Annotated in this window: 23 protein-coding genes and 2 tRNA genes; 14 read left to right on the top strand and 11 right to left on the bottom strand. The window is 64.9% G+C overall.

Translation table 11 applies throughout. The features are described 5' to 3' along the window. Positions 1-40: 40 nt before the first annotated feature. From DSM43276_RS01045 to DSM43276_RS01070, 6 genes are all read left to right on the top strand, one after another. Positions 41-973 (top strand): ABC transporter substrate-binding protein, encoded by a 933-nt coding sequence (locus tag DSM43276_RS01045; protein ID WP_078330354.1) that lies wholly within the window; start codon positions 41-43, stop codon positions 971-973. Between the two features lie 4 nt (positions 974-977). Further along, positions 978-2,084, top strand: a complete 1,107-nt coding sequence (locus DSM43276_RS01050; RefSeq protein WP_078330355.1) for an ABC transporter ATP-binding protein — start codon at positions 978-980, stop codon at positions 2,082-2,084. Between the two features lies 1 nt (position 2,085). Next, complete coding sequence (locus tag DSM43276_RS01055) at positions 2,086-2,739, top strand: ABC transporter permease (RefSeq protein WP_078330388.1); 654 nt, start codon at positions 2,086-2,088, stop codon at positions 2,737-2,739. Beyond that, positions 2,736-3,494, top strand: coding sequence for an ABC transporter permease (locus tag DSM43276_RS01060; RefSeq protein WP_078330356.1), 759 nt, complete (start codon positions 2,736-2,738; stop codon positions 3,492-3,494). Before DSM43276_RS01055 ends, DSM43276_RS01060 begins: the two co-directional genes overlap by 4 nt. Positions 3,495-3,538: 44 nt before the next feature. Then, on the top strand, positions 3,539-3,787 hold the full coding sequence (locus DSM43276_RS01065) for a hypothetical protein (RefSeq protein WP_078330357.1): 249 nt from the start codon (positions 3,539-3,541) through the stop codon (positions 3,785-3,787). A gap of 99 nt (positions 3,788-3,886) precedes the next feature. After that, entirely contained in the window at positions 3,887-4,435 is a 549-nt protein-coding gene (locus DSM43276_RS01070) for a putative glycolipid-binding domain-containing protein (RefSeq protein ID WP_078330389.1), read from the top strand. On the opposite strand, the gene DSM43276_RS01075 is transcribed toward DSM43276_RS01070, so the two are convergent. After that, a complete protein-coding gene (locus tag DSM43276_RS01075) occupies positions 4,432-5,391 on the bottom strand; it encodes a prephenate dehydrogenase (protein WP_078330358.1) in 960 nt (319 codons plus the stop codon). The genes DSM43276_RS01070 and DSM43276_RS01075 overlap by 4 nt on opposite strands. Positions 5,392-5,462: 71 nt before the next feature. On the opposite strand from DSM43276_RS01075, the gene DSM43276_RS01080 reads away from it, so the two are divergent. Both DSM43276_RS01080 and DSM43276_RS01085 read left to right on the top strand, forming a co-directional pair. Further along, positions 5,463-5,993, top strand: a complete 531-nt coding sequence (locus tag DSM43276_RS01080) for a tRNA adenosine deaminase-associated protein (RefSeq protein WP_078330359.1) — start codon at positions 5,463-5,465, stop codon at positions 5,991-5,993. Beyond that, positions 5,990-6,448 carry a nucleoside deaminase gene (locus DSM43276_RS01085; protein ID WP_078330360.1) on the top strand — a complete coding sequence of 153 codons (459 nt, stop codon included), beginning with the start codon at positions 5,990-5,992 and terminating at the stop codon, positions 6,446-6,448. Before DSM43276_RS01080 ends, DSM43276_RS01085 begins: the two co-directional genes overlap by 4 nt. A gap of 59 nt (positions 6,449-6,507) precedes the next feature. Here DSM43276_RS01085 and DSM43276_RS01090 read toward each other — a convergent pair whose 3' ends face one another. Further along, entirely contained in the window at positions 6,508-6,840 is a 333-nt protein-coding gene (locus DSM43276_RS01090; protein ID WP_078330361.1) for an Mtp family mycobacterial-type pilin, read from the bottom strand. A 190-nt stretch (positions 6,841-7,030) separates the two neighbouring features. Further along, on the bottom strand, positions 7,031-7,339 hold the full coding sequence (locus DSM43276_RS01095; protein ID WP_078330362.1) for an Mtp family mycobacterial-type pilin: 309 nt from the start codon (positions 7,337-7,339) through the stop codon (positions 7,031-7,033). Between the two features lie 346 nt (positions 7,340-7,685). Between DSM43276_RS01095 and DSM43276_RS01100 the strand changes: the two genes are divergently transcribed. Continuing rightward, positions 7,686-7,776 (top strand) — tRNA-Ser (locus DSM43276_RS01100). A 14-nt stretch (positions 7,777-7,790) separates the two neighbouring features. On the opposite strand, the gene DSM43276_RS23725 is transcribed toward DSM43276_RS01100, so the two are convergent. Both DSM43276_RS23725 and DSM43276_RS01110 read right to left on the bottom strand, forming a co-directional pair. Beyond that, positions 7,791-8,285 (bottom strand): SRPBCC family protein, encoded by a 495-nt coding sequence (locus DSM43276_RS23725; protein ID WP_234803064.1) that lies wholly within the window; start codon positions 8,283-8,285, stop codon positions 7,791-7,793. A 50-nt stretch (positions 8,286-8,335) separates the two neighbouring features. Continuing rightward, positions 8,336-8,887 (bottom strand): DUF4334 domain-containing protein, encoded by a 552-nt coding sequence (locus tag DSM43276_RS01110; RefSeq protein WP_078330363.1) that lies wholly within the window; start codon positions 8,885-8,887, stop codon positions 8,336-8,338. Between the two features lie 54 nt (positions 8,888-8,941). Between DSM43276_RS01110 and tgt the strand changes: the two genes are divergently transcribed. Both tgt and DSM43276_RS01120 read left to right on the top strand, forming a co-directional pair. After that, positions 8,942-10,177, top strand: coding sequence for a tRNA guanosine(34) transglycosylase Tgt (gene tgt, locus DSM43276_RS01115; protein ID WP_078330364.1), 1,236 nt, complete (start codon positions 8,942-8,944; stop codon positions 10,175-10,177). A 45-nt stretch (positions 10,178-10,222) separates the two neighbouring features. Further along, a complete protein-coding gene (locus DSM43276_RS01120; RefSeq protein WP_078330365.1) occupies positions 10,223-11,452 on the top strand; it encodes a cytochrome P450 in 1,230 nt (409 codons plus the stop codon). Here DSM43276_RS01120 and DSM43276_RS01125 read toward each other — a convergent pair. The 3 genes from DSM43276_RS01125 to DSM43276_RS01135 are packed head-to-tail and all read right to left on the bottom strand — an operon-like array spanning position 11,449 to position 14,875. After that, a complete protein-coding gene (locus DSM43276_RS01125) occupies positions 11,449-12,894 on the bottom strand; it encodes an ABC transporter permease subunit (RefSeq protein ID WP_078330366.1) in 1,446 nt (481 codons plus the stop codon). The genes DSM43276_RS01120 and DSM43276_RS01125 overlap by 4 nt on opposite strands. 44 nt (positions 12,895-12,938) lie before the next feature. Beyond that, entirely contained in the window at positions 12,939-13,814 is an 876-nt protein-coding gene (gluQRS, locus tag DSM43276_RS01130; RefSeq protein WP_078330367.1) for a tRNA glutamyl-Q(34) synthetase GluQRS, read from the bottom strand. Further along, positions 13,811-14,875 carry an ATP-dependent DNA ligase gene (locus tag DSM43276_RS01135; RefSeq protein WP_078330390.1) on the bottom strand — a complete coding sequence of 355 codons (1,065 nt, stop codon included), beginning with the start codon at positions 14,873-14,875 and terminating at the stop codon, positions 13,811-13,813. The genes gluQRS and DSM43276_RS01135 overlap by 4 nt, the downstream gene beginning before the upstream one ends. An 18-nt stretch (positions 14,876-14,893) precedes the next feature. Here DSM43276_RS01135 and ligD point away from each other — a divergent pair, with 18 nt between their 5' ends. From ligD to DSM43276_RS01150, 3 genes are read left to right on the top strand one after another with little or no spacing between them, the layout of a single operon-like run. After that, complete coding sequence (gene ligD / locus DSM43276_RS01140) at positions 14,894-15,922, top strand: non-homologous end-joining DNA ligase (RefSeq protein WP_078330391.1); 1,029 nt, start codon at positions 14,894-14,896, stop codon at positions 15,920-15,922. Further along, positions 15,922-17,181: a glycosyltransferase 87 family protein gene (locus tag DSM43276_RS01145; protein WP_078330368.1), complete on the top strand. Its 1,260-nt coding sequence runs from the start codon at positions 15,922-15,924 to the stop codon at positions 17,179-17,181. The genes ligD and DSM43276_RS01145 overlap by 1 nt, the downstream gene beginning before the upstream one ends. Continuing rightward, positions 17,178-17,684: a hypothetical protein gene (locus DSM43276_RS01150; protein ID WP_078330369.1), complete on the top strand. Its 507-nt coding sequence runs from the start codon at positions 17,178-17,180 to the stop codon at positions 17,682-17,684. Before DSM43276_RS01145 ends, DSM43276_RS01150 begins: the two co-directional genes overlap by 4 nt. Here DSM43276_RS01150 and lucA read toward each other — a convergent pair. The 3 genes from lucA to DSM43276_RS01165 form a co-directional block, all read right to left on the bottom strand. Continuing rightward, entirely contained in the window at positions 17,681-18,364 is a 684-nt protein-coding gene (lucA, locus tag DSM43276_RS01155; RefSeq protein ID WP_078330370.1) for a lipid uptake coordinator LucA, read from the bottom strand. The two genes, DSM43276_RS01150 and lucA, sit on opposite strands and share 4 nt — an antisense overlap. Positions 18,365-18,389: 25 nt before the next feature. Next, positions 18,390-18,478, bottom strand: a tRNA-Ser gene (locus DSM43276_RS01160). A gap of 5 nt (positions 18,479-18,483) precedes the next feature. Beyond that, positions 18,484-19,662 carry an MFS transporter gene (locus tag DSM43276_RS01165; protein WP_078330371.1) on the bottom strand — a complete coding sequence of 393 codons (1,179 nt, stop codon included), beginning with the start codon at positions 19,660-19,662 and terminating at the stop codon, positions 18,484-18,486. Positions 19,663-19,701 lie beyond the last annotated feature (39 nt).

The raw sequence follows: 19,701 nt of genomic DNA on the forward strand, positions 1-19,701 counted from the left end.
AAGCCGGGCGAGGTGACGGTTGCCCGGTTACTGTCGGAGGATGCGCAGGGCCGCACGACTCCTCGCCGCCGTCATCGCCGCGGTTGTCTTCAGTGGTTGCGGCAGCGCCAATCCCCTGGGCGGAGGACCGCTTTCGGGCGATCTCAATACGCTGATCGTCGGCTCGGCCGACTTCCCCGAATCGAAGATCGTGGCCGAGCTGTATGCACAGATATTGCAGACCAACGGCTTTCACATCACCAAACAGCTGGGCATCGGTAGCCGCGAGACATACATCCCGGCGGTCAAGGACCATTCGATCGACCTCATCGCCGATTACACCGGAAATCTGCTGCGCTACTTCGATCCGGATGCCACCGCCACCAAGCCCGACGACGTCGAGCTGGCGTTGCTGCGCACGCTCGACGGCGATCTGGACATGCTGTCTCCCTCGCCGGCCTCGGACGCGGACACACTGTGTGTCACTCGGGCCACCGCCGACGCCTGGAATCTGCACTCCATCGCCGATCTTGCGGCGCACTCAGAGGAGGTAAAGGTCGGTGCGCCCTCGGAGTTCCTGCACCGCAGTGTCGGCCTGGCCGGACTCAAGGCGAACTACGGCCTGGACATCCCGGAGTCGCGCTTCGTGGCCATCAGCGATGGTGGAGGACCGGCGACGGTCAGGGCGCTAGTGGACGGAACGATCACCGCGGCCAACATATTCAGCACCTCGCCGGCCATCGCCGAGCATGATCTGGTGGTGTTGGACGATCCGAAATTCACGTTTCCGGCCGGCAATCTGGTGCCGTTGGTCAACGCGCAGAAGAAATCTGAGAAGTTGAAGAAGGTGCTCGACGCACTCTCCGCACGGTTGACCACCGGGGATCTCATCGCGCTCAACGCCGCGGTGTCCGGCAACAGCGGTGTCGACCCCAAGGAGGCTGCGCAGAAGTGGTTGACGGACAAGGGTTTCGACAAACCGATGGGGAACTGATCGCGTGATCACCTTCGAAAATGTCACCAAGAAGTACCCCGACGGGACGACCGCGGTCGACGATCTCACCATGCACGTCGACAAGGGTTCATTCACGGTGTTCGTGGGGCCATCCGGATGCGGCAAGACCACCTCGATGCGGATGATCAACAGGATGACCGACCTCACTTCGGGTGTTCTCATCGTCGACGGAGCCGACGTCAGGACGGTGGATCCGGTCAAACTGCGGCTGGGTATCGGGTACGTCATCCAGAACGCGGGCTTGATGCCGCATCAGCGTGTGGTCGACAACGTGGCGACAGTGCCGGTGTTGCGCGGTGAATCCCGGCGTGCCGCACGCAAGGCCGCGCTCGACGTTTTGGAACGGGTGGGGCTCGATCCAAAACTGGCCAGCCGGTACCCGGCGCAGCTCTCGGGAGGCCAGCAACAACGTGTCGGAGTGGCGCGTGCACTTGCTGCCGACCCGCCGATCCTGCTGATGGACGAACCCTTCAGTGCCGTCGACCCGAATGTGCGTGATGACCTGCAGGCCGAGATGCAGCGCCTCCAGGCCGAGCTCAATAAGACCATCGTCTTTGTCACACACGATATCGACGAGGCCGTCAAGCTTGGAGACAAGGTGGCAGTCTTCGGCCCCGGCGGGGTACTGCAGCAGTATGACGAGCCTGAGCGGGTGTTATCCAACCCGGCAAGCGATTTCGTTGCCGGGTTCATCGGCCGTGATCGGGGCTATCGGAGCCTGCAGTTCCGTGAGGCGGGGGAGCTGCCGCTGTACGAGATCAGGCAGATCTTTGAAACAGAGGTCCGTGACCTCATCATCGCCCCGCGTAGCTGGGTGCTGGTCTGCAATCCCGATGGCACGCCATTCGGCTGGATGGACGATGCCGGGGCGGAGGTCTACCGGTCGGGAAAATCTTTATACGACAGTGTGATAGCGGGAGGATCATTGTTCGGTCCGGACGGGACACTGCGGCAGGCCCTCGATGCCGCGCTGTCCTCACCGTCGGGACTGGGCGTGGCCACCGACGAGGACGGCCGCGTACGCGGCGGTGTTCGTGGGGACGATGTTCTCATCGCGCTGGATCGGCAACGCCGTACCGGGCAGCGGTGAGATGCGGTATCTCTTCACCCATCTCGGCGACGCCTGGCAGCTCTCGCTGATCCACATGCGGCTGTCGCTGGTGCCCATCCTCATCGGGTTGGCCATCGCGATTCCTTGTGGCGCACTGATTCACCGGCACCGGACCATGCGGCGGGTCACCACGGTGATCGCCAGCATCGTGTTCACCATCCCGTCGCTGGCGTTGTTCGTGGCATTACCCCTCATCATTCCCACCCGGATACTTGACGAGGCGAATGTGATGGTGGCGCTGACGCTGTATACCACCGCGCTGCTGATCCGTGCCGTACCCGAGGCGCTCGACGCCATTGCCCCGCAGGTGCGTGACGCGGCCACCGCGGTGGGGTATCGCCCATTGGCCCGCCTGGTCAGGGTCGAGCTGCCACTGTCCATACCGGTGCTGGTGGCAGGTTTGAGAGTCGTTGCCGTCACCAATATTTCGATGGTTTCGGTGGGCTCGGTGATCGGTATCGGCGGCCTGGGCACCTGGTTCACCGAGGGCTACCAGGCGAACAAGAGCAGTCAGATCGTCGCCGGGATCATCGCGATCTTTCTGCTGGCCGTCGTCGTGGATTCACTCCTGGTGGTTCTCGGTCGTGCTGCGACGCCGTGGACGAGAGCGACGAAAGCTGTTGGTGCAGTGTGAATTTTCTCTCCGATGCGCTCGGCTACATATTCACCGCGTCCCATTGGACGGGCAACAGCGGGCTGGGCATGCGGATTGGTGAGCACCTGCAGTACACCGCGATCGCCCTGCTGGCCGCGGTCGTCATCGCGGTGCCGATAGGTCTGATCATCGGGCACACCGGTCGCGGTACGTTTCTGGTAGTCAGCGCGGTGAATGCGCTGCGTGCGCTGCCGACACTGGGTGTGCTGCTGTTGGGTGTGCTGCTGTGGGGCCTGGGTCTGGTTCCGCCGACCGTCGCGTTGCTGCTGCTGGGGGTGCCTCCCCTGCTGGCGGGAACCTACTCCGGGATCGCGAATGTGGACCGCACGGTGGTGGAGGCGGCACGGGCCATGGGGATGACAGAGCGCCAGGTGCTGTTCGGTGTCGAGGTACCCAACGCATTACCGCTCATCCTGTCGGGCCTGCGGACCGCGACCCTGCAGATCGTCGCGACCGCGACCGTCGCCGCCTACGCCAGCCTCGGCGGACTCGGCCGATACCTCATCGACGGCATCAAGGTCCGGCAGTTCCACCTGGCGTTGGTCGGTGCCCTCTTGGTGACCGCGCTGGCCCTACTGCTGGATGCGGTCCTTGCCTTCGCGGTGTGGCTGTCGGCCCCGGGTACTGGACGGCTGCGGCCGGCTCCGCGTGAGCTCACCGACGGCTCAGGGGCGGGGGACACGGGCGTAGAGAGGCAGGTCGAATCACGTCGGCACACCGCGGCACAACCCTGATGGCCCGCTGAAGGCCACCTCGCCCGACCGCAACGCATCTGACCATGCGCGTCACCGTGCAGCGGCGGATGCTGACGATCGACAGGTTCGCCACCGCGCCGGAGTTCCACGACTTCTTCAAGGCCTGTTGCGGGCCGACGATCGCCGTCTACGCGGCAATCGCGGCTGACGCGGGCAAGACCGCCGCACTCGACGACGCGCTTGTCGAGCTGGCACGACGACACGATCGTGGCGACGGACGACTGGTGATGGACTGGGAGTGCCTGCTCTACGTCGCGCACAAGCGGGGGTGATCGGAGGCGGAAAGGGCTCACGAGGGCTCAATTTGCGCGGTCGCCTACGGTAGACGGGTGAGTAACCCCAGTCAGACCGACGCGGCGACCGGTCCTGCCGTGCTGACCTGGCGCGCCCATGACGCGTCGCGGATGGAATCCACCCGGGTCCAACTATCGGGCCGGCGTATCCGTGCGCATGGCCGTTTTGTGGCCGGCGCGTCCGACGCGCACCCCGCTTTCAGCGCCTCCTATGACTTGGTGACCGACGAGACGGGCTCCACGAATCGGTTGTCCCTGTCGACCACCGTTGCCGAAAGGGAACGACAGCTGTCGATCGCCCGGGACGAAGAGGGCATGTGGACCGTGCAGAACCACGAGGGCGCGACGCGCTCCGCGTTCGACGGGGCGCTGGACGTCGATGTGGTGTTCAGCCCCTTCTTCAACGCACTTCCGATCCGTCGGACCGGCCTCTACCAGCAGGAAGGCAGCGCGGTGCTGCCCGTTGTCTACGTGACCCTGCCGGATTTGGTCGTCAGCCCCGCCACCATTAGCTACCGCAACGACGGCAAGGGCATCAAGGTGGTCTCGCCGGTCGCCGACACCACCGTCACCGTCGATGACGAGGGATTCCTGCTGGAATACCCGGGTCTGGCTCTCCGGATCTAGGGCACGGTCCGCAGCACGCCGCCCTGCCGCCCTGCCTCGGCCAGCTGCTCGCGCCAGGCAGAGTCTTCCCGGCTGATACCGGTGATGTCGAACCGTTCGTGTGCCTCGTACCGCTGCCGCGCGGCGTGACCGGCCTCTACCAGCAGCTCTACCGAGCTCTCGGCGTTCAGGGTGTTCCACGTCGCCGCGAGCAGCGCCATGGCCTCTTCGAGGGCCGGCAGCACGCCATGCGGATTGGATTCGCACATGGCGCGCACCAGCGACGGATCGGTGGCGGCCACCCGGGTGCCGTCCCGGAACGATCCGGCGGCCAGGGAGTACGCCAGCGGGATCCCGTCGGCGGTGACGGCCAGGGCCTCGGCGAGCAGATGCGGCAGGTGCGAGATGGCGGCGGCGGCGGCGTCGTGCTCGTCCGAGCGTGCCGGGACCACGACGGATCCGCAGTCCAGCGCCAGCCGTGTTACCTGTGCGAACACCTGCGGATCAACGTCGTCGTCGACGCTGACCACCCAGGTCGCGTCGCGGAAAAGCTTGGCGTCCCCGGCGCTCCATCCCGATTCCGTTGTCCCTGCCATGGGATGGCCGCCGACAAATCGTTGCGCCAGTCCGTGCTCGAATACCTGTTGCAGGACAGCTGATTTCACGCTGGTTACGTCGGTAAGCGGGCATTCGGGGGCCAGCTCGGCGATGCGCGTGAGGAGTGCGGGTAAGGCTGGGACCGGTACCGCGAGCACGATGAGAGCCTGGGCGTTACGCGCCCGCCGCAATGCCAGATCCAGATCGGCGGTGGCATCGAAACCTGCCGCCCGTGCAGCGTCTGCGCCCTCCGTGGAACGGTTGTACCCCCAGACGTGCCGCCCTGCGGCGGTGGCCGCGCGGACCAGGGAGCCGCCGATGAGCCCGAGGCCAAGTACGCAGATCGGGGGGTGTTGGTGGTCGTGTTCGGCGGCGTTCATTCCATCAGGTTGGCATACGTGACCAACTTGTTTGTGGTCACAACACGGGGTGGGGCACTAGCGTATTGCCCATGGACGCACAACGTGCCAAGGCCGCAGGGCCCAGCGCCGAAAGCCTGGAGGGCTTCGGCGTGGCCGTCGTTCGTGAAGAGGGTCGCTGGCGGGTGACGTCGTTGAAGGCTGAAGCGCTCACCGATTTGGCGGCAGCCGAAACCGAGCTACGCGAATTGCGTAGCGCTGGTGCTGTGTTCGGCCTGCTGGATGTGGACGAGGAGTTCTTCATCATTATCCGCCCGGCGCCCTCGGGGACGCATCTGCTGCTTTCCGATGCCACGGCGGCCATCGACTATGACATCGCTGCCGAGGTGTTAGAGCGGCTGAATATTCCTGTCCCGGAGCTCGATTCCGATGAGCTTGACGAGGTCGATCCGTGGGAGGAAGGCGATCTGGGCCTGCTCTCCGATATCGGGCTGCCCGAGCCGGTGCTCAGTGTGATCCTCAGTGAGACTGATCTCTATCCCGATGAGCAACTCGGGATGATCGCGGCGCGCATGGGCTTCGCCGACGAGTTCGGTGCGGTGCTCGACAAGCTGGATCGGTGACGTTTCCGGACGATGAGGCGCTGATTCGCGCGGCGCTGGTGGCCGCCGGGGAGGCCGGTGCCGACGATGTGCCGATCGGTGCGGTGATCTACGCCGCAGACGGTACAGAGCTGGCCCGCGCCGCCAATGCTCGTGAACGCCTTGGTGATCCGACGGCGCATGCCGAGGTTCTCGTGTTGCGCGAGGCCGCCGCGAAGCATGGCGACGGCTGGCGGCTGGAGGGGGCGACGCTGGCGGTGACCGTCGAGCCGTGCACCATGTGCGCCGGTGCGTTGGTGCTTGCGCGGGTTAGCCGGGTGGTGTTCGGGGCCTGGGAGCCCAAGACCGGGGCCGTGGGATCGCTATGGGATGTGGTGCGGGACCGTCGGCAGGCTCACCGCCCGGAGGTGCGCGGCGGCGTGCTCGCCGACGAGTGCGCGGCCCTGCTTGAGAGCTTTTTCGCAGCGAAAAGGTAGGTGGCCCGCCCGGCGCTGATGAGTCGGGGTCGCACGCCGGACGGGCCGATTCGGGAGGTTTAGCGGTGCCAGTCGTTGCCGGGGCCACGGTCTGGGCCGCGGTCGGGTCCGCGATCGGGTCCGCGGTTGTCGCCCGGGCCCGGACCGTTGTCGCGCCAGCGACCGTCGTCACCGCGCCAGTCGCCGGGACGGTCACGGTCAAGAATGCCGTCGGCGTGGCATTCGCCCCAGTTCATGTTGAATCCCCAGATCGGGTTCCAGAACTCGCCGGGACACCAGTGATACGTGGGCGCCGGAAGCTCAGGGGCCGGGGCGGCATTGGCGGTGGCGGCGAGGCCGAGCCCGCCTGCGGCTATGGCTGCGGAAGCGGCAAGTCCAACGAGAATTTTCATAAAGTAAGCAAAGCATTCTTTGCTGGCAATCAACGTGCGCTATGCGTACAGTGAGCTGTAAATCTGCTGTCAGTCAATACATTTCGTATGAATCGGATTGTCCATTCATGGCGTTGTGGCGGCGCAAGGCAAACAACCCCACCCACTGGAGCGAGTCCGGCGGGCGGGGTTGCTTCTCGATGACGTTGGGCTATGGCCTCCAGTCGCGATCATGGCCGCGTCCCCAGTCGCCGCGGTCATGGTCATGGTCATGCCAGTCACCACGATCGCGATCGCCGTGCCAGTCGCGGTCGTGCCAGTCTCCGTCGCGGTCGCGATGCCAGTCGTCATGGCATTCGCCGAATTCCCAGTTGAATCCCCAGATGGGATTCCAGAACTCGCCCGGGCACCAGTGGTAGTTGGGGGCGGGGAGCGCCGGTGCCGCATCGGCCGTCGCCGCGAGGCCGAGCGTGCTCGCGGCGATGGCCGCGGATGCCGCGATTCCTACGAGAATTTTCATGTGTCAGGGCCTTCCAGTCGTGATGGTGTCGATCTCCTCGTGCCGGTCTCGCTGATGGCCAGACGGCGTCCGCCCGCCCCGAGAGACGGATGCCGCGATGCCAACGAGAACCTGCACAAGCAAGATGGAAGGCCACTTTCCTTGGAGCCACGCCGCTGATTTCGTACAGCACGCTGGGAGTTTCCTGCCAGCCATGCGACTTCACGCATATGGATGGCTCGTTGCTAACGCCGCCGGGCGATAACGCGATATAGCGCTTTCGCCTGGGGCGGCACGTGTGCCCGTCGCCGGGGGGCCGGGTCAACCGATTGGGGGATCGGGCCTGCCTGCCTGTAGTCTCTTCGGCGGTGGCGTGTCCGAGCGGCCTAAGGAGCACGCCTCGAAAGCGTGTGACGGGTAACCCCCGTCCGAGGGTTCAAATCCCTCCGCCACCGCCATTACCCTCTGACTGTTAGCGCAGTTTGGGGGTATTTTCTTGCTCGCTGCGCGGAGTCGTTCGGCCGACGGAGCCGGCGCCCGGTATCCGGTAGCGATCCGCCAGTCGCTCACCGAGCAGGTGTGCGGATCGTGCCGTGCTCTCGGTCACGATGCGCATCAGCACCTTCTCGGAGTGATCGTTGATATCGACCCCCTCGAGATACGTCGTGAGAGTGGTCGCTGCATTCTCGGCGGTGAGACGGTGGCTGATGGTCCAGCGGGCGGGATCGCCTTCCCGGACCGCACCCACGAACTTCACCGACAGCAGTTCGCCCGGATTCGCAGCGACGACCGTGCAGACGCCGGTGCCGACCAGCCGGGTGCCCAGGATGGCCGGGTGGGTGATGCGGTACTCGCAACCGATCTCGGGCCGGAACCCGGTGGTGTGTAGTGACCACAGATCGGGATCGACCATGACATCCCACACGTGCAGCGGTGTGTAGACGAAAGACCGCTCGAACAGGATCATTTCGGCGCCCTCACGGGGGCAGCTTAGACGGCGATGGTGAGGGACAGTCTTCAGTCTCGGCGCAACGTGAAGAAGTACGGCTGCTCCATGTCCCGCAGGTCCATGATGCCCAGCAGCGTGGCGTCGTCGACCTTGCGGAAGTGGTCGATGATCGCCTTGTGGTCGTAGACCATGGCCGCACTGACGGCGCCGCGGAACTCGATATTGCGCAGCCGGGCGCGGTGCTTGTTGGTCCTGATCAACGGTTTGAGGGCGGACAACGCGGTCGGAGACGTCCGCTTGACCATCGGGGACTCGGTCAGGCCGCTGATCCGGCCCGCGAGCCCCATCGGGGCCAGCATCGGATCGACCGCGAAGATATCGCCGCCACCATCGCTGAACAGCAGCGGATGCACGTGGTTCAGGTCGTCGAACTGCTTGCCGTACCAGCCCGACACCGTCAGGATGCCGTCCATCGAATGCCCGGTGGGCACCTCGCCGCCATGCCAGCGCTGGCCGATCAATTCCTCTGCTCGCACGGGCGCCAGATTGTCGAAGAAAGCCAGGGCTTCTGGGGTGGTGGTGCCATGCTCCAGCGCGAGAAGATCCGACGTCGTTGTCATGAGTGCCAGCCTACGACCCGGGGGTGCGACGCGCCCAGGGCAAAATAGCCTCCGATGACTGATCAGTACTTCTCTATTGACGCCACCCTGCCCGGAACCGCGGGCCGGGCCGGCGTGATCCACACTCCGCACGGTGACCTCCAGACCCCGGCCTTCATTGCGGTCGGAACCAAGGCCACCGTCAAGGCGGTTCTGCCGGAAACCATGGCCGCGCTCGGAGCTCAGGCCGTGCTGGCCAACGCCTACCACCTGTACCTGCAGCCAGGTCCCGACATTGTGGACGAGGCCGGGGGGCTTGGGGCGTTCATGAACTGGCCGGGCCCGACATTCACCGACAGCGGCGGGTTTCAGGTGCTCTCGCTCGGCTCGGGGGCACGCAAGGTCATGGCGATGGACGTCGACCGGGCCCGCTCCGACGACGTCCTGGGCGCCCTGGGGGCCGGCGCGAAGAAGGACAAGCTTGCGCACGTCGACGACGACGGTGTCACCTTTACCTCGCACCTGGACGGGTCCACGCACCGGTTCACCCCTGAGGTGTCCATGCGTATCCAGCATCAGTTGGGCGCCGACATCATCTTTGCCTTCGATGAGCTCACCACGTTGATCAATACCCGGGAGTATCAAGAGGATTCGGTACAGCGCACCCACGAGTGGGCGCAGCGGTGCCTGGACGAACACGAGAAGCTGACGCGTGAGCGCGCCGGCAAGCCCTACCAGGCGTTGTTCGGGGTGGTGCAGGGCGCGCAGTACGAGGATCTTCGTCGCCAGGCCGCGCGTGGCCTGGAATCCCTTGCCAGTGAAGAAGGTCGAGGCTTCGACGGTTACGGGATCGGTGGCGCGCTGGAGAAGCAGAATCTGGGCACTATCGTCGGCTGGGTGACATCCGAACTGCCCGAACACAAACCACGTCACCTACTGGGAATCAGCGAGCCCGACGATCTCTTCGCCGCGGTTGCCGCGGGGGCGGACACCTTCGACTGTGTGTCCCCGTCACGCGTCGCGCGCAACGCCGCCGTCTATACCCGCGACGGCCGGGTGAACATCACCGGGGCCAGGTACCGCCGGGACTTCACCCCGATCGACGCCGAATGCGACTGTTACACCTGTACGCACTACACGCGGGCCTATATGCACCATCTATTCAAGGCCAAGGAGATGCTGGGCTCCACCTTGGCCACCATCCACAACGAGCGATTCACCATCGGACTGGTAGACCGCATCCGCGCCAGCATCGTGGATGGCTGCTTCGACGAGCTGCGTGAAGACACCCTGGGCCGCTACTACCGCTGAGCACTAATTCAGACAGATCTCAGTATCCCGGCGCACACTGGACACATGCCTACTACGACCGACCCGGGCACGCTCTTGCTTCAGGTGCTCGACCCGGCCAATCGTGCCAACCCTTACCCGGTCTACAGCCAGCTGGTCGAGCAGACGCAGCCCGGTCCGGTCCACCCGCCGGGTATGGCGGTGAGCGTGCTGGCGACCTTCGCGGACTGCAACGCCGTGTTGCGCCACCCACAGGCGTCCTCGGATCGCCGCAAGTCGAAGATTGTCCAGCGACAGCTGGCGCAGAATCCCAACCTGATCGCCAGGCCCTCGTTCTTGGGGCTGGACGCCCCCGATCACACCCGGCTACGCAAGCTGGCGTCAAAGGCTTTCGCGCCCAAAGTGATCAATGCGATGGCCGAAGATATTCAGGACCTCGTGGACCGGCTTCTGGAAGACATCGCCCAGCGCGGCTCCTTCAACCTGGTCACGGATTTCGCTTATCCGCTGCCCGTCGCGGTGATCTGCCGAATGCTCGGGGTGCCGATCGAAGACGAGCCCGAATTCGGCAGAGCCTCCGCGCTGCTCGCCCAGGGGTTGGACCCGGTTTTCGCGTTGACCGGTCAGGCGCCCGCCAACATGGACGAACGATTCCAGGCCGCCCATTGGATGTGGGACTACTTCGCCGATCTCATCGCCGCCCGTCGGCGCAATCTTGGCGACGATCTGCTGTCGGCTCTGATCCAGGTGAAGGAGGCCGGCGATCAGCTCACCGAGGAAGAAATCATCTCCACGTGCACGCTGCTGCTCATTGCCGGACACGAGACCACCGTCAACCTGATCGCCAACGCGTCATTGGCCATGCTGCGCGATCCCAAGCAATGGAAAATGTTGGGGCAGAATGCTGAGCGTGCGCCACGGGTCATCGAGGAGACGCTGCGCTACGACCCGCCAGTGCACATGGTGGCGCGGGTCGCCGACGGCGACATGGATGTTCGAGGCTCTACGTTTCCCAGCGGGGAGTGGGTGCTGCTGATGATTGCTGCCGCGCAACGCGATCCGGAGATCGGCCCCGATCTGGACGTCTTCGATCCCGACCGAGGCGAGATCAAACACCTGGCCTTCGGGCACGGACCACACTTTTGTCTGGGTGCTCCGTTGGCCCGGTTGGAGGCCAAGCTGGCGTTGAGCTCGATCACGGCGCGGTTCCCTAACGCGCGGCTGGCCGGTGAGCCCAGCTACAAGCCCAATGTCACGCTGCGCGGGCTCGCCGATCTTCCGGTGAGTATCGCCTAGCGCGCAACAGACTTCGCCAAGCGTTCCTCCAGCCTGTCCTGCACCACCGACATCGCCATACAGACGATCCAGTAGTAGACCCCGGCGGTGACGTAGAGCGTGAAGAACTGAAATGTCGGCGCGGCGGCCACCTGCGCCGTGCGCATCACATCGGTCACCAGAATCGCCGACGCCAGTGAGGTGTCCTTCACCAGAGAGATCAACGTGTTGGACAACGGGGGTACCGCGACGCGGTTGGCTTGCGGAATAACGATGCGCCACAACGTGGTGCTGTAACTCATGCCCAGGCTTGAGGCGGCCTCCCACTGTCCTCGGGGGATGCTCAGGATCGACGACCGAATGATTTCGGCGGCATAGCCGCCGACGTTGAGGCTGAATGCGATGACCGCGGCGGGAAATGGACTGATCTTCAGTCCGAATTCGGGCAGCGCGAAGAAGATCAGAAACAGCTGAAGTAGCAGTGGTGTGCCGCGGACGATCGAGATGTAGATCCGGGCCAGGCCGGAGAGCACGCGACGATCGGACATGCGGGCCAGCGCCACCCCGAGGGCGATGACCAGCCCGATCGTGAAGCTGATGGCGGTCAGCGGAAGGGTGACCGTGAGCATGGCGCGCGCCATCGGCCAGAGGTTGTCCAGAACCAGCTGGGTATCGGACCTGCCCGGGCCGGAATTCCCCTGGCCCGGTTGTGGTTTCTGGGTGCCGCTGGCATCGGCCTTGAGGTACTTCTCGGAAATGCGGGTCAATGTTCCGTCGGCCGACAGCTGATCCAGCGCCTTGTCCAACTCGGGCAGCAGGCCGCTGTTCTTTCGTGCCGCGAACCCCTGCTCGCTGCGTTCACCGGTGGTCCCCGCGATTTTCACCGCGGGGTCTCCGGTGCTGGCCAAGTAGGCGTAGACGGCGATGCTGTCGTTGATGACGACATCGACCCGGCCCTGGCTCAACAGCGTGATCGATTGCGTGAAGCCCTCCACGGTCTCCACGCGGGCTCCGGCGTCGCGGGCGATCTGCGACCAGTTGCTTGTCGCATTCTCGGCAGCCACCTTGCCGCGGACATCCGCCAAGGTGTGAATGGTGTTGTCGTCGGCCCGGGTAACGATCACGCCCTCGCCCACCGCGTACGGCTCGGACAGGTCGTACTTGGTCTTACGCTCCGGGGTGATCGTCACCTGATTGGCGACGACGTCGAATCGCTCGGAGTCCAATCCGGCGAAGATCGCGTCCCACGGGATCTCGACGAACTCCACCGGGCGGCCCAATTTCTCGCCGACAGCGCGAGCCACATCCACGTCGTATCCGGTCAGCTCTCCGGTGCGCTCGTCATGGAAGCTGAAGGGCGCATAGACCCCCTCAGTGCCGACCCGCAGCGTCTCCTGTGCCGGGCCTCCGCAACCGGCTACTGCCAGTAGTGCCAGAAGTGCGAGCGCGACGGCACGAAACACCGCGGGAGGCTAACACGAATCCGTGCCAACCAGGCTGCTTCGGATCAGTGCGGGTATATCCACGGGTCGCGCGGGATGCGCCCCGCGTCGAACTGGCCCAGTAGGTCGGCGGCGTCAATGGCCTCGTATCCGAGCGATTCGCCGATTACGCCGAATGCCCGTTGCGCACCCACATCGGCGATGGTTACCGCGCCATCGCGTTTGGCCAGCCGTGCGCCCGCGGTGTTGAGAACCAGCGGGACGTGGGTGTAGCTCGGTGCCGGGTAACCCAGCAGCGCGCCCAGGTAGGCCTGCCTGGGCGCGGAGGCCAGCAGGTCGTCGCCGCGGACTACCTGGTCGATGCCCTGCGCGTGATCGTCGACCACCACCGCGACGTTGTAGGCGGTCACGCCGTCACCGCGGCGCACCACGAAATCGTCGACCAGGCCCGTGTACTCACCGTGCACTGTGTCCGACACGGTGAGGGTGGAGTTCTCCGTACGTAGCCGCAGCGCGGGCGGGCGTTCGGCGCGGCCCACACGGCGCTGTGCACGTTCGGATTCGGACAAGTCGCGGCAGGTGCCTGGATATGCGCCGGGCGGGGCATGCGGTGCCGTCGGCGCTTGGGCGATATCTTTTCTGCTGCAATAGCATTCGTATAACAGGCCGCGGGAGTTCAGCGCGTCGAGCACCTCGCTGTAGGCGCTGGTCCGATCGCTCTGCCACACCACGGGTTCATCCCACTCCAGGCCGATCGCGGCGAGATCGGCCAGCTGGCGTTGCGCCACGGCGGTGCTGGTGCGGGTATCCAGGTCTTCCACCCGCATGAGGAACCGGCGCCCTGTCGATCGCGCCAGCAGCCACGCCAACAACGCGGTGCGCAGATTGCCTATATGCAGGTCGCCCGATGGGCTCGGCGCGAATCGACCGGCACCCGTCACACCAGGCCCGGAACAATCTCGTTGAGACTGAACGCGATTGGCCGTTCCAGCTGGTCGTAGGTGCACGAATGAGGATCGCGATCCGGGCGCCAGCGGTTGAATTGCGCGGTGTGGCGAAACCGCACGCCCTCCATATGGTCATAGCGGACCTCCACCACCCGCTCGGGACGCAGCGCGACAAAGGACAGATCCTTGCCGGCATTCCAGCGAGAACCCGCGTTCTTCTGCGGTGTGCGTTCACCGGACTCGTGGGCCGCCCAGTTCCAGGGGTGATCGTCGAGGGAGGTGACGAGCGGTTGCAGTTCCTGGAAGAGCCGCTTGCGTTCGGCCATCGGGAACGCACCGATCACGCCGACCGAAGCCAATGCACCGTCGTCCTGATACAGACCAAGCAGCAGTGACCCAAGGGCATCATCGCCCGACTTGTGAACCCGATACCCGGCCACCACGCAATCGGCGGTCCGCTCGGGTTTGATCTTGAACATCACTCGCTTGTTGGGCTGGTAGGCGATGGCCAACGGTTTCGCGATGAGACCGTCGGTACCGGCGCCCTCGAACTCCTCGAACCAGCGCTGCGCGAGGGTCTGATCGGTGGTGGCGGGGGTGAGATGAATAGAGGTGCCGGCCTTGGACAGGGCTTCGGTCAGTGCGGAACGGCGCTCGCTGAAAGGCCGCCCGGTGTAGTCCGCGTTGCCCAACGCGAGCAGATCGAATGCGATGAACGAGGCGGGCGTCTGCTCGGCCAGTAGCCGCACACGTGAATCCGCCGGGTGAATCCGCTGTTGGAGCGCCTCGAAGTCCAGCCCGGACTCGGTGGCGATCACGATCTCGCCGTCGATCACGCAGCGCTCGGGCAGCTCAGCCAGAACGGCAGTAACCAGCTCGGGGAAGTATCGGGTCAGCGGTTTTTCATTGCGGCTGCCCAGCTCTACGTCATTGCCGTCACGAAAGACGATCGACCTGAACCCGTCCCATTTGGGCTCATACGACGCATCGCCCGGGATTTTTGCGACAGGTTTCGCAAGCATTGGAGCGATTGGAGGCATGACGGGCAGGTCCATTCCCATATGATGACGGTAATGCCCACGCCCGCCGAGGAACTGGATGTCGACGGTATCGCCGTCCGGCTGAGCAGCCCTGACAAGGTGTACTTTCCCCAGTTGGGCCCCGATGGCGGCACCAAGCGTCACCTCGCCGAGTACTACCGGACCGTGGCACTGGGCCCGATGATGAACGCGGTGCGCGACCGCCCCACCCACCTGCAGCGCTTCCCCGACGGCATCGACGGCGAGGAGATCTACCAAAAGCGGCTGCCCAAGCACTATCCCGATTACCTGGACAGCTGCGAGGTGACTTTCCCCTCGGGCCGCACCGCCGAGGTCCTGCGGGTGACCACGCCCGCTGCCATCGTGTGGGCAGCGCAGATGGGCACGGTGACGCTGCATCCGTGGCAGGTGCGATATCCCGATCTGGATCACCCTGATGAACTGCGTATCGATCTGGACCCGCAGCCGGGGACCGGATTCGACGAAGCCAAGTCGGTGGCGCTCGACGTGCTGCGTCCGCTGCTCGACGAGCTGGGGTTCATTGCCTATCCGAAAACCTCCGGGGGCCGCGGCATCCACATCTATCTGCGCATCGAGCCCCGTTGGGATTTCATCGAGGTGCGTCGTGCCGGTATCGCGCTGGCCCGCGAGGTGGAACGTCGTGCACCTGAGCGGGTGACCACGTCGTGGTGGAAGGAGGAACGCGGCGAGCGCATCTTCATCGATTTCAACCAGAACGCGCGTGATCGCACCATGGCATCGGCCTATTCGGTGCGGCGCACCCCAATCGCCACTGTTTCCACCCCGTTGACGTGGGAAGAACTCGTCGACGCCGAGCCCGATGACTTCACCATCGCGACCGTGCCGGTGCTGCTGCGGAAACGTCCAGACCCCATGGCGGATATGGACGATGCGCCGCAATCGATCGAGCCGCTGCTTGAGATGGTAGAACGGGACGAGGCGAATGGACTGGGCGATATGCCTTATCCGCCGAACTACCCGAAGATGCCGGGAGAACCGAAACGCGTTCAGCCATCCAGGGATACCGATAGGAAGCACTAGTGACGGTCCGTAGTATGTCGTGGCGGGCGGCCGGCGCTTGGCTGGCGGCCGGGGTCCTGGCGGTGCTGGTGCAGCATTGGCTGATTCCGCTGAACGCCCCCAACAGCTTCGGATTGTTCAGCAACGGCGGCGATCTCATGACCTACCGGTTCGGCGGTCTGCGGGTTCTGCACGGTGAGCCGTTGTATGCCACGGAGATTCCGGATGCGGGATGGTTCACGTATACGCCGTTCGCGGGGTTGCTTTTCGCCCCATTGGGATTCGTTCCGCTGGGCACCGCAAAGGTCATCTGGTTCCTGGTGAATCTGGGAGCGCTCTTCGCCATTATTTGGCGCTGCTGGCGGGTTCTCGGATTCTCGGCCGATGGTCGCCTGGCTGTTGCCTGTGTAGGAATGAACTTGGTGGCCTGGGATGTTCAGCCAATCCATGGAACGCTGTGGCAGGGGCAGGTCAATGTGGTGTTGGCCGCGCTCATCATCTGGGACCTCACCCGGCCCGAGGGTGCGCGGTGGCGCGGCTGGTCGGTGGGTGTCGCTTCGGGAGTCAAACTCACGGCGATCATCTTCGTTCCTTACCTGCTGATTTCCCGTCAGTGGCGGGCCGCGGTGACGGGGATGGTGACGGCGGTGGGCACCGTGGCGCTGGGATGGATTGTGCTGCCGTCGGATTCGTCCGACTACTGGCTGGGTGCCGTGCGAACCACCGGCCACATCGGCTCTCTGGATCATCCCGCCAATGCATCAATCGGCGGTGCGTTATCGAATATCTATACGCCGCAACCCATGCCAACGTGGCTGTGGGTCCTCCTCGCGGGCGCGGCTGCGCTGCTGGGGATGGCCGCCGCACGGCGGGCGCACCGGAATGGTCGGGAGCTGCTGGCGGTCACGGTGGTGGGCATGGTCGGCTGTGTTGTCTCTCCGTTGGCGTGGGGGCATCACTGGGTGTGGACGGTGCCGCTACTGGTGTTGTTGGTCAACCAGATTCTGATCACCCGTGGTGTTCAGCGGTGGCAGTGGACCGCGATCACGGCCATCGCCGCAGCGGCCGTGTCCATGTGGTGGTACCTGGTGCTGTACGTCCGCGCGATGCGGATAGACCCCGATTTCGGTTCCTACATCACCGCGTGGGACGCCGTGATCGCGCAGATGTCGCGCGCGGAAAGGGTCTTTGACTCTGCCCTCTATCCGTTGCTGTTCTTTGTGGTGGCGATCTGGATACTCGCAACCACATCGTGGCGTGCCGGTACCGTGCAGGAATGAAGCGTTGGGCGGCGACCTGTGTCATTGCGCTGCTCGCGGTGGGTGGCTGTTCGTCATGGGACGAACCCAATTCCACCCAGACCTCCTACACGCCGCAAAAGACCGGAGCATCGCCGATTCGCTATGACTCCGCACCGCTGGAGCAGCGTTTCCCGAAGCTACCGAAACCGGTGACCGGTGAATGGGTGCAGGGCTTCTTCGGCGATGAGCCCTTGCCCGGTCCGAACACCACGTATTGGGTCGATGCGATCATCGAAATGCCGCCGCAGCAGTTGGCCGCGTACATAGCGCCCTTCCGCTCCAGCATGGCGCTTGCCGTCAGGCCTCGTCTGTGGAAGACGCTCGATACTGGTGTGTCCTCCTCCGCGCAGTTCGAACGCAGCGACGAACTCGACCGGATGTTGTCCACCAACACCGCCAAGGGCGGGTGGGAGGTCAAGGCGTTCGCGCCCAAAGATGGTTCGGTACTCGTCTTGTCCGCTCAGGGTAAGGACGTGACCTAGGACTTGCGGGTGCGACGGTTCCGGAGACCGCGCGCCGGTTCGGGCGCTTCCTCGTCGTCTGTATTCCTGGTGCCCTCTGCGGTTTCGTCGGCAGGTGACTCCGCTGCCTCCGTCGCCACGGAGTCTTCAGAATCCTCGGCAGGGGTCTCGTCGGCCGTCGTGGTGTCGTCGGTGCCCGTGCCGGGTTCCGCGACCTCGGTGGCCTTCTTCTTGACCGGACGGGGCTTACGCTCTTTTTCCGGGGACTCGGCCACAAACGCCAGGTGATACGCCGCGAAGGCCAGTACTCCGATGGCCGCCGCCGCGCCGTACACCCCGAATTCCCAGATGCCGAACCGGTCCAGGTTCAGCCAGATCTCGGCGAGCGCGGTTCCGAGGATGAGGGCCCCGGCAAGGAAATGGCCGGTGAAGGCGGCCGCGCGCAGCGTGAGCGCCAGCTGTGGCGTCGCGAACTCAGGCTGGCGACTGCTCCGCCAGGAGAGCAGCGCCGGGACACCCGCGGCCGCCAGCAGTAGGCCGGCGAGGATACGCAGCCCGGTACCGACGGCGTGGCCGGTGGCACCGTTCAGTTCGGGCCAGCGGGGCAGCACGAAGAAGAAAAAAAGCAGTCCCGCGATCAAGGAGAGAGCGGCATGGCTGCTGGTCAGAACGGTGGTCGCCGTCCGGCGTCCGGCAGCCATTGCCCTCCTTGATGCGGTCCTGCAGTGGCGGAGGATAGGGGATTTGAACCCCTGAGGGCTATTAACCCAACCCGCGTTCCAGGCGAGCGCCATAGGCCACTAGGCGAATCCTCCGTCGGTCATGGTAGCGGACTGCGCTGAGTGCCAGTGTCCACCATCCCCTTGACCGGCCCCGATGCACGTCGCGTGCTCGCGACGAGTACCGCTCCGCCGATCAGCGCGGCCACCAGCGCCCCGAGCAGCGGCCGGAATCCGAGGGCGTGCGCGAGGTAGGGCGCCGAGCTGGCGCCGAGAAAGACGGTGAAGCCGTACAGGGCAGTACCGGCACCGCGCCGGGGAGCCGCCCGATCACCGAACATGGTGACCATCGCCGTCGACGCGATGGCGATACCGGCGACAAAGATATTGCTGCCGACGACGATGACCGGAACCGAATCGGCCCCCAGGGCCTCGACCGCTAAACCCACCGCTGCCAGCACGTACCCCACCAGCGCCCCGGTTTCGGTGCCGACCTTGCCCACCCACGACCCGACGAACGGCGCCACCAGCATTCCGGGAATGCCCGCCAGCCGAATGGTCGTGACGGTGGACTCCGGCAGCCGCAGTTCGTCGACGAGCTGATTCGCCAGGCTCGTGTACATCGCGACGAACGACAGCATCAGCACGAACACCGCCGCCAGCGGCACCGTGATATCCCGGCGAGTGAGCAGGCGGACTTGCGCGGCGAAACCGGAAACCACCCGCGCCGAGGGATCCCCGCCGTGCTTCTCGCGCATGACGAGTGCCAGCGGACCGACATTGAGCGCGAGCCCGGCCGCACTCACCCAGAACAACCACTGCCATCCCCATGCCTCGGTGATGAGGGAGGCCAGCACCTGCCCGAGCACCCCGGCCATCAGATACGCGGTGGACACCGCGCCGATCGCCGTGGTCGCTGTCCTCCGGGGCAGAGCCTCCCCGAGATAGCTCAGCGCGGACGGTGAGAACGCTCCGCCGGCGAATCCCTGCAGCACTCGCAGCACTCCGAACAGCGCGGGTGTGGGGGCGACGGGCACCAGAAAGGTGAGGACGGCCATCACCAACACACCGGCGATCAGCACTCGCCGACGACCGAATCGATCGGTGATCGGACCGAACAGCAGAAAGCCCGCGGCGTAGCCGAACAGCGCCGCGGAGAGTGCGGGCGTCATGTTCTGTCCGTCATAGGACGCCGATACGGCGTCGTGAATCGGAATCCACACGTAGAGCTGCATGGTGACCTGCAGTGCACACAACACGATCAGGACAACCCGCGTCATTTCTGCACTATTGGCGGGGCGTGGGGTCAGCGGCAACCA

The organism is Mycobacteroides salmoniphilum (assembly GCF_004924335.1).
In the GTDB taxonomy this organism is placed as follows: domain Bacteria; phylum Actinomycetota; class Actinomycetes; order Mycobacteriales; family Mycobacteriaceae; genus Mycobacterium; species Mycobacterium salmoniphilum.

Excerpts from the sequence above, each read along its gene's own strand:
- DSM43276_RS01045 (WP_078330354.1), top strand. The coding sequence starts at position 41 with ATGCGCAGGGCCGCACGACTCCTCGCCGCCGTCATCGCCGCGGTTGTC.
- DSM43276_RS01055 (WP_078330388.1), top strand. The coding sequence starts at position 2,086 with ATGCGGTATCTCTTCACCCATCTCGGCGACGCCTGGCAGCTCTCGCTG.
- DSM43276_RS01065 (WP_078330357.1), top strand. The coding sequence starts at position 3,539 with ATGCGCGTCACCGTGCAGCGGCGGATGCTGACGATCGACAGGTTCGCC.
- DSM43276_RS01075 (WP_078330358.1), bottom strand. The coding sequence starts at position 5,391 with ATGAACGCCGCCGAACACGACCACCAACACCCCCCGATCTGCGTACTT.
- DSM43276_RS01080 (WP_078330359.1), top strand. The coding sequence starts at position 5,463 with ATGGACGCACAACGTGCCAAGGCCGCAGGGCCCAGCGCCGAAAGCCTG.
- DSM43276_RS01090 (WP_078330361.1), bottom strand. The coding sequence starts at position 6,840 with ATGAAAATTCTCGTTGGACTTGCCGCTTCCGCAGCCATAGCCGCAGGC.
- DSM43276_RS01095 (WP_078330362.1), bottom strand. The coding sequence starts at position 7,339 with ATGAAAATTCTCGTAGGAATCGCGGCATCCGCGGCCATCGCCGCGAGC.
- DSM43276_RS23725 (WP_234803064.1), bottom strand. The coding sequence starts at position 8,285 with ATGATCCTGTTCGAGCGGTCTTTCGTCTACACACCGCTGCACGTGTGG.
- DSM43276_RS01110 (WP_078330363.1), bottom strand. The coding sequence starts at position 8,887 with ATGACAACGACGTCGGATCTTCTCGCGCTGGAGCATGGCACCACCACC.
- tgt (WP_078330364.1), top strand. The coding sequence starts at position 8,942 with ATGACTGATCAGTACTTCTCTATTGACGCCACCCTGCCCGGAACCGCG.
- DSM43276_RS01120 (WP_078330365.1), top strand. The coding sequence starts at position 10,223 with ATGCCTACTACGACCGACCCGGGCACGCTCTTGCTTCAGGTGCTCGAC.
- DSM43276_RS01135 (WP_078330390.1), bottom strand. The coding sequence starts at position 14,875 with ATGGACCTGCCCGTCATGCCTCCAATCGCTCCAATGCTTGCGAAACCT.
- ligD (WP_078330391.1), top strand. The coding sequence starts at position 14,894 with ATGCCCACGCCCGCCGAGGAACTGGATGTCGACGGTATCGCCGTCCGG.
- DSM43276_RS01150 (WP_078330369.1), top strand. The coding sequence starts at position 17,178 with ATGAAGCGTTGGGCGGCGACCTGTGTCATTGCGCTGCTCGCGGTGGGT.
- lucA (WP_078330370.1), bottom strand. The coding sequence starts at position 18,364 with ATGGCTGCCGGACGCCGGACGGCGACCACCGTTCTGACCAGCAGCCAT.
- DSM43276_RS01165 (WP_078330371.1), bottom strand. The coding sequence starts at position 19,662 with ATGACGCGGGTTGTCCTGATCGTGTTGTGTGCACTGCAGGTCACCATG.